This is a genomic window from Nocardia brasiliensis NBRC 14402, from assembly GCF_000308475.2.
Taxonomy (GTDB): domain Bacteria; phylum Actinomycetota; class Actinomycetes; order Mycobacteriales; family Mycobacteriaceae; genus Nocardia; species Nocardia brasiliensis.
This window is the reverse complement of sequence record NZ_BAFT02000018.1, coordinates 20,676-27,874: the sequence shown is the minus strand read 5'-3', so window position 1 is coordinate 27,874 and position 7,199 is coordinate 20,676. Positions and strand designations below refer to the sequence as shown.

Sequence of the window (7,199 nt, the reverse complement as noted above, 5' to 3'; positions counted from 1 at the left end):
CGTTGTCGAGCAGGTTCGTGATCGCGCGAGCGAGCCGGCCCGGCACACCGTGCACGACGGTCGGATGCAGGTCGCTGGTGAATGTCACGGCGGGCCAGTGCCGCTCGGCGGCACGCAGGCATTCCGTCACCAGGGTGTCCAAGCGCAGATCCTCGAAGGGTTCCGGGACCGCGGCCGGGTCATCCGCCCGCGCCAGCTCGATCAGATCCGTCACCAGGCCGGAAAGTTCCGCGGACTGGGCACGCAACGCGGACGCGGTCTCGTCGAGTCGGCCGGCGGACATCCGCGACGCGCGGCCCAGCAGTTCGATATTCGTGCGCAATGCCGTCAGCGGCGTGCGCAGCTCGTGGGAGGCGTCGGCGATCAAACGATGTTGCGCGGCACGGGCCGCGCGTTCGGCGGTCAGCGCTTGATCGAGCTCATCGAGCATCGCGTTGAAACTTGTTGCCAGGCTGCGCAGTTCGACCGGCCCGCGGACGGTGATGTGCTGCCGGGGATCACGGGTGGTGGCGATGTGTTCGGCCGCCGCGGTCAACGCGGTGACCGGCTCGACCGCGCGGCGCGCCACGACCAGTCCCGCGGCGACGGCGAGCAGGGTGCCGAGCCCCGCCGCGGCGAGCAGGGCGTACCCGACACGGCGCAGACTGGTGTCCACCGGATCGGCCCGCTGCGCGATCTGGACCGCGGAGCCGGAACGCAGTGGGGCGGTGTACATCCGCAACGGATGATCGCCGAGCCGGACATCGCTGAAGAACGCGGCCCTGGTGCCCGCGGCGACTTCTTCGGTCGCGCGGTCGACGGGCAACGACTGCGCGGGGTCGTGCTCGGACTCGATCCGCCCGTCCGCGGCCACCACCTGCACGCAACTAGGCGCGGTCAGGTACCGGCACGGCCCCGACGCCGTCGCGACATCGGCGTCCGCGCCGACCGTGCGGCCGATCCGGGTTGCCTCCCTGCGCAATCCGAGGTCGAGTGAGCTGTCGAGTTCGTGCGCGACGACCACGTAGGCGGCCACGCCCATTCCGGCGAGCGCCACCGCGATGGCGACGACGCAGAACAGCGCGACCCGTGCGCGCAACGACCCGGGCAGCCTCATGCCGCCGCCAATCGATAACCGATCCCGCGCACGGTGTGGATCAGGCGCGGCTCGTCGCCGGATTCGAGTTTGCGGCGCAGATAGCGGATATAGACCTCGAGCGAATTCGAGGTCGGCCCGAGTTCGGTGCCCCAGACCCGTTCGATGAGCGTCTCGCGGGGCAGCGCCTGGCCGCTGTTGCGCAGCAGCACTTCGAGCAGCGCGAATTCGGTGCGGCTGAGCTCCACCGGGCGGGTGCCGCGCCGGACCGTGTGCGCGGTGGTGTCCATGACGAGGTCCGCGCACGACAGCACGGCGCCGTCCTCCGGATAGGTGCGCCGCACCAGCGCGCGCACCCGCGCCAGCAGCTCATCGAGGTCGAACGGCTTCACCAGATAGTCGTCGGCACCGGCGTCGAGCCCGTCGACCCGGTCGGCCACCGCGTCCCGTGCGGTGAGCATCAGGATCGGCGTGCGGTCGCCCTGTGCCCGCAACCGCCGGCATGCGGTGAGCCCGTCCATGAACGGCATCAGCACGTCCAGCAGCACGACCTCCGGCTGCCACCGCTGGATCTCGGCGAGCGCGGCCGCGCCGTCCGCGACGGCCCGGGTCTCGTAGCCTTCGCTGTCCATCGCGCGCACCAGGGCCTCACGGACCGAGTCCTCGTCGTCGACCACCAGCACGCGCATCTTCCGGATGATACGGATCGCGTCGGCCCAGGCCGGGGACCCGGCGCGGTCTCATCGAACTCTCATCCGGCGCCGGAAAGGTGCGGCCCATGAGACGTCGGAGCATCGACCGCACCCACCACCGGATCGCCGCGGCCGCCACCGTGTTGTTGATCTCGGTACTGACCGGCACCGCCTGCGACCGCGCCACCGCGGGTCCGCGCCCGGAGGTCCGGGGCACCCACGTGCTCGTGCCGATCGGCGGCGGCCGTGCCGATATCGACACGGCTTCGCTGGCGATCACCGCCGACCTCGGCGACAAGCCGAACCGCACCCTCTCCGCCCCCGCGGCCGCCGAGCTGGGCGCAGCCGGACCCATCGAGACCACACCGGATCGAGCAACTTGGAGCTATCCCGGCAAAGGATTGACCGTCACGGCCGATGCCGCCGACGGCCGCCTGCGCGTCACGCTGCGCAGCGATCGCGACCAGCGCCTGGCCTGGCCGGTGACCGGCACCGATCCCGCGACGACGGCCTTGCAGCTCCCCCGCGGCGAGGGCCTGTCCCTGCCGGTCGGCGACCCGTTCTGGAACTCCCCCGAGGCCGCCCTGATCGACCGGCCGCTGGACCTCACCGAAAGCCTGACCATGCCGTTCTGGGGCTACCAGGCGGGCGCATACGGGGTGAGTTACCTCGCGCCCACCGATATCGGCACCACCCTGACGGTGCGTTCGGTGGACGAAAAGCTGCGCACCACAGCCGAACACGATTTCGACGCCAGGGCGGACACGCGCGAATACACGGTCACCTTTGCGCTGACGGACGCCTCACCGGTAGCCGCGGCAACGGATTACCGCGCGTGGCTCATCCAGCACGGCCAATTCCGTTCCCTCGCCGATAAAATCGCGCGGCAGCCGGCGGTCGGCAACCTGCTCGGCGCTTTCCACGCCTACCTGTGGGGCGACGGCCGCACACCGGAGGCGATCCGCACGTTGCGCGAGCTCGGCCTCACCCGCATGTGGCTGGGCTACGACGCCGGCGCCGATCCGATGACCCGCGCCGCCGTCGACGCAGCGAAGGCGGCCGGTTACCTTGCGGGACCGTATGACTCGTACGACAACGCCCAGGACCCCGCGACCGCCGACAACCCCGGCTCGAGCTGGCCCGGCCTGTGGCCGTCGGGCTGCGTGCACGACGCGGAAGGCAACCCGGAGACCGGCTTCGGCGGCCGCGGCTGCTACCTCAGCACCCAGGCGCTGGCGCAGCGGCCCCAGGTGCTCGACGACCGCTACGCGACCATGACGGCGAACGGCGCCGACACCTACTTCCTCGACGTCGACGCCGCGGGCCAGTTCTTCGACGATTACAGCCCCGGCCACTCGATGAACAAGAAGCAGGACCGCGACAACCGGCTCACCCGCATGCGCGCCCTCGTCGAGCAGCGCGGACAGGTACTGGGTTCGGAATCGGTCGGCGCGTGGGCGAGCACCTTGCCCGCGTTCAGCCACGGCTCCCAGACCCCGGTCTCCGACCTGTTGTGGAAAGCCCAGCGCGACAAGCAGTCCTGGGGCGGGTGGGCGCCGGAGAGCGCACCCAAGTTCTTCTTCCAGCCCGCCGAACTGCCCGCCGCCGCGGCTGAGGCCATGTTCGATCCGGCCTATCGGGTGCCGCTCTACGAGACCGTGTTGCACGATTCGATCGTCAATCTGGACCGCTGGGAACTCGCCTATTACAAACTGCCGCAACAGCAGACCATGCGCGCGCTCACCGCGATCCTGAACAACACCCCGCTCAACTTCGCGCTCGACCGCGCCGAGCTGGACCGCCACGGTGCCGAAATCGCCCGCCTGCAACAGTTCTTCGCACCCCTGCACGAGGCCGCGGGCACCGCCCCGATGACCGGCTTCCAGTGGCTCACCGCCGATCACCTGGTGCAGCGCAGCGCCTTCGGCGACGGCGTCCTCACCGTCACCGCCAACTTCGGCACAATCCCGCACGACGGACTCCCCGGCGGCTGCGTCGACGCCCGGCTCGCGACCGACAACACTCCGCGCCGTTTGTGCCCCGGCCAGTAGCGGACCGCAGGATGGACACTGCCCGGTTCAGCGGGTCACCGGCTACTCCTCGGGCACGCCGAGCACGAGTTTGCCGATCACCCCGGCGATCACCTCGGTCGAGTACGCCATGTGCGGTCCGGCGCGCAGCGACTACTCCGCTGCCGGACGCCCGATCCCCGTGCGGCGCAACCCTTTGTAGTCGTAGTACCGCGTCACCACGGCGCCCAGCACCACACCGATCAGCACCCCGAGCACGGCCATCCACACTCCGCGCGTGAGGCCGGCCGGACCGCTGGCATCGAAGTAGAGAATGGCGCGCACGCCGAGGAACACCTGATGCATCGGCTCGAACGAGGCGAGCCAGCCGAAATACTTCGGGGTCGCCTCGATCGGCACCGTGCCGCCGGAGGACGGCAGCCCGAGGATGATGAACAGGATCAGATTGATCAGCAGCCCCGCCGACCCGACGGCCGCGAGCACGGACAAGCCGGTGACCCCGACCGCGATGATCGCGAACGCGCTGAAGAGGAACAGCCCGAGCGGGTGATCGACCGGCATGCCCAGCACCTTCGCGACCAGCAGGAAGACCCCGGCGACGACGTTGGCGGTCACCACCATGACGCCCCATTTGATCAGCAGGGTGTGGAAGCGCGAGATGGGCGTCGGCGGGAAATGCACGTACCAGGGCCCGTATTCGGTCGGCACGAAGCCCAGTTGCGCGTCGATCATCGTGTGAATGGTCATCGAACCGACCAGGCCCGCCAGCAGGAGCAGCAGCGCGTAGAAGAACGCGGTGAGACCCTGGCCGGTGCCCTCGGGCAACGGATGGAACGGCTCGACGACGATCTGCAACGGCTCGGCGAGCGCCACCCTGGTCGCGCCGCTCAGTTCGGGCGCGGGCGGCCCGCCGGGCGGGGGCGCCAGCTGAGCCTGTACCTGTTCGGTGAGCTGCGCGCCGACCTGCTTGTTCACCTGGTTCAGCGCCTGGTTACCGATCTGGGTGACGATCGAGGTGACGAACGCACCGCTGCGCGGGTTGGTCTGCAACGTGATGAGCGGACGCTGGATATCGCCGGGGATCACGCTGCCCACGCCGAAGATGCCCAATCGTTTGCTGAAATCGCTCGGAATGAGGATGGTGCCGTACACCTTGTTGTTCTGCATCCGCTGGGAGGCCTCGTTGACGCCGAGCACCTGCAGATCGATCTTGTCCCCCGGCACCGCCTGCCGCAGCCCGTCAACCACCTGAGCCCCGAACTCGACCCGGCGCTGCTCTCCCGGCGCGCCGATCGTGTCGCCGACATCCTGATTGACCAGCGCGATAGGGAAGTCGTGCAGGTTCTCCTCCGGATCGACGACGTAGTCGAGATACATCGTGCCGAGCAGCGCCATGAAAACGGCGAGCACCGCCACCGGCAGCAGCCACAGCCGCAACCCGAGGTTGCGCGGGGATCGACTAGTTTCCGCAGGGTCCGTAGTCACGATTTCGGACGGTAGCAGCTGATCACGCACGGCTCGGGGAGCTACGCGCGGTCAGTTGCCAGAAATGCGCGAGCGACTACGGCGATCGCAGGTCGAGTCGCCGCATCACCCGGTCGACCAGATCCGGCGGCACCCCGGGTTCGCGGCGCGCGGCCATCGCTTCTTCGCGCCCGGCCGCCAGGATCTCCTGATCGATCCGGTGCAGTGCGCGGTTCAGTTCGGCGCTCTGCTCGGTCGTCTGCCGGGCGTCGTCCGCGGCGGCGGGATCGGCTCTGGCGAGCCGTCTTTCGATGCCGACGTGTAAGCGGTCGTAGACGTCGTCCGGGAGCCGCTCGGTCAGCGCGACCTGTTGCAGGCGCGTGAGTTCGGCGCGCAGAATGCGCGCCCACAGCTTGCGCTCCATATCCCGCTCGGCATCGATGTCGACCCGAACGCCGGTGGCGCGCACCACGAGTGACAGCGTCGGCCCTTGGATCAGCAGCGTGAACAACACGAGGGCGAAGGCGGTGAACAGGATGCCGCTGCGCCAAGGGAACGGCGCGCCCGTAGCGGTGGTCAACGGCACCGCCAATGCCAGCGCCACGGTGGCGACGCCCCGCTGCCCCGCCCACCAGGTGACGACGGTCTCCCGCCAGGTGTATGGCTCGTCGGCCTCCCGGCGACGCCACCACCGGCCGAACAGGGCCCAGGTCGCCAGCAACCACAGCAGCCGCAACCCGACGACCACGCCGATCACTGCGGCCGAGACGCCGAGGTAGCGCGGCCAGTCCGGCCCGGCCGCCCGCAGCACGGTGGCCAATTCCAGTCCGATCAGGCCGAACGCGATCCCGCTGACCAGCATGTCGATGATCGCCCAGAACGAATCGCCGACCAGCCGGTAATCGCTGTCGCCGAAGTCGGAGGCGGCGTCGGTCAGATACAGCGCGCACACCAGCACCGCGAGCACCGCCGACCCGTCCCAGGCGTCGGCGAGCCGATACGCCGCGAAGGGCAGCGCCAGGCCGAGCGCGACCTGCCACGGGGCTTCGGCCAGCCGCGGCATCAACCTGCTGCCGCCCCAGCCGAACACCAGCCCGACCGCCACACCCACCACCGCCGACACCACGAAGTCCAGCGCCGCCGACCACGCGGAGAACTCACCGGTGACCACCGCCTGCACCGCGATGCCGTACAGCACGATCGCGGTGACGTCGTTGAACAACCCCTCCCCCTCCAGCACGGACACCAGCCGGCGCGGCAGTCCGAGCCGGCCCGCCAACGCGCCGACCGCCACCGGGTCCGGCGGCGCGACCAGCGCACCGAGCACGAACGCCGCGGCCAGCGGCACGGCGGGATGCCACAGGTGCACGGTCACCGCCACCACCGCCGCGGTGACGACGACCAGGCCGACCGCCTGCAACGCGATCGCGCTCCAGTTCTGCGCGAAGGTGCGCCACGATGTGCGCCGGGCCGCGGCATACAGCAGCGGCGGAAGGAGAAGCGGCAGAATGAGATCCGGTGCCACCCGGACATCGGGCACCGTCGGCAGCAGCGCGAGGACGCAACCGAACACCGTCATCAGGACGGCCGGTGCCACGCCTAGCCGCCGCCCGAGCGGCTGGGCGAGAATCGTGCCGAACAGCACGAGAAACGGCAATTCCAGATGATTCACGCTCGTCCAGCATGCGCCGCGATCCTGAGAATCCCCGAAGCGGTTGCTGATTGTTCCGCGCGAGGTGCGCAAGCTGGCGGTATCCGGACAACCGGGTGTCCGCCCGCTATCCCGGTGATCTGCCGTTTCGGCCGGGCGCACCGGGCAATCATGTGCTTACGAGGCAGTTCCGGTGCGGTGAAAGGAGAATCCGATGATCATCGGCGCGGTCAGTCACTGGGTTCGGTTCATGCTAGATGTGATCGGGATCTGACCCGGCGAGTGCG

General features: G+C 69.6%; 5 protein-coding genes. 1 reads left to right on the top strand and 4 read right to left on the bottom strand.

Annotated elements, in window-relative coordinates; all coding sequences use genetic code 11:
- Both TY25_RS04385 and TY25_RS04380 read right to left on the bottom strand, forming a co-directional pair.
- Positions 1-1,096: histidine kinase dimerization/phospho-acceptor domain-containing protein (locus tag TY25_RS04385; protein ID WP_052382791.1), on the bottom strand; the 1,096-nt coding region annotated here is incomplete at its 3' end.
- On the bottom strand, positions 1,093-1,764 hold the full coding sequence (locus tag TY25_RS04380) for a response regulator transcription factor (RefSeq protein WP_042254267.1): 672 nt from the start codon (positions 1,762-1,764) through the stop codon (positions 1,093-1,095). The genes TY25_RS04380 and TY25_RS04385, both read right to left, overlap by 4 nt.
- Positions 1,765-1,853: 89 nt before the next feature.
- Here TY25_RS04380 and TY25_RS04375 point away from each other — a divergent pair, with 89 nt between their 5' ends.
- The gene (locus TY25_RS04375) at positions 1,854-3,818 is read left to right on the top strand and encodes a glycoside hydrolase (RefSeq protein WP_042254266.1); all 1,965 of its coding nucleotides are present in this window, start codon (positions 1,854-1,856) and stop codon (positions 3,816-3,818) included.
- A gap of 132 nt (positions 3,819-3,950) precedes the next feature.
- On the opposite strand, the gene TY25_RS04370 is transcribed toward TY25_RS04375, so the two are convergent.
- Together TY25_RS04370 and TY25_RS04365 are read right to left on the bottom strand one after the other, a co-directional pair.
- Positions 3,951-5,282: a YhgE/Pip domain-containing protein gene (locus tag TY25_RS04370; protein ID WP_370466270.1), complete on the bottom strand. Its 1,332-nt coding sequence runs from the start codon at positions 5,280-5,282 to the stop codon at positions 3,951-3,953.
- A 76-nt stretch (positions 5,283-5,358) separates the two neighbouring features.
- Positions 5,359-6,933, bottom strand: coding sequence for a Na+/H+ antiporter (locus TY25_RS04365; RefSeq protein WP_042254264.1), 1,575 nt, complete (start codon positions 6,931-6,933; stop codon positions 5,359-5,361).
- Positions 6,934-7,199 lie beyond the last annotated feature (266 nt).

Bases quoted from the DNA above. Each gene is read 5' to 3' on its own strand.
- TY25_RS04380 (WP_042254267.1), bottom strand. From the start codon at position 1,764: ATGCGCGTGCTGGTGGTCGACGACGAGGACTCGGTCCGTGAGGCCCTG.
- TY25_RS04375 (WP_042254266.1), top strand. From the start codon at position 1,854: ATGAGACGTCGGAGCATCGACCGCACCCACCACCGGATCGCCGCGGCC.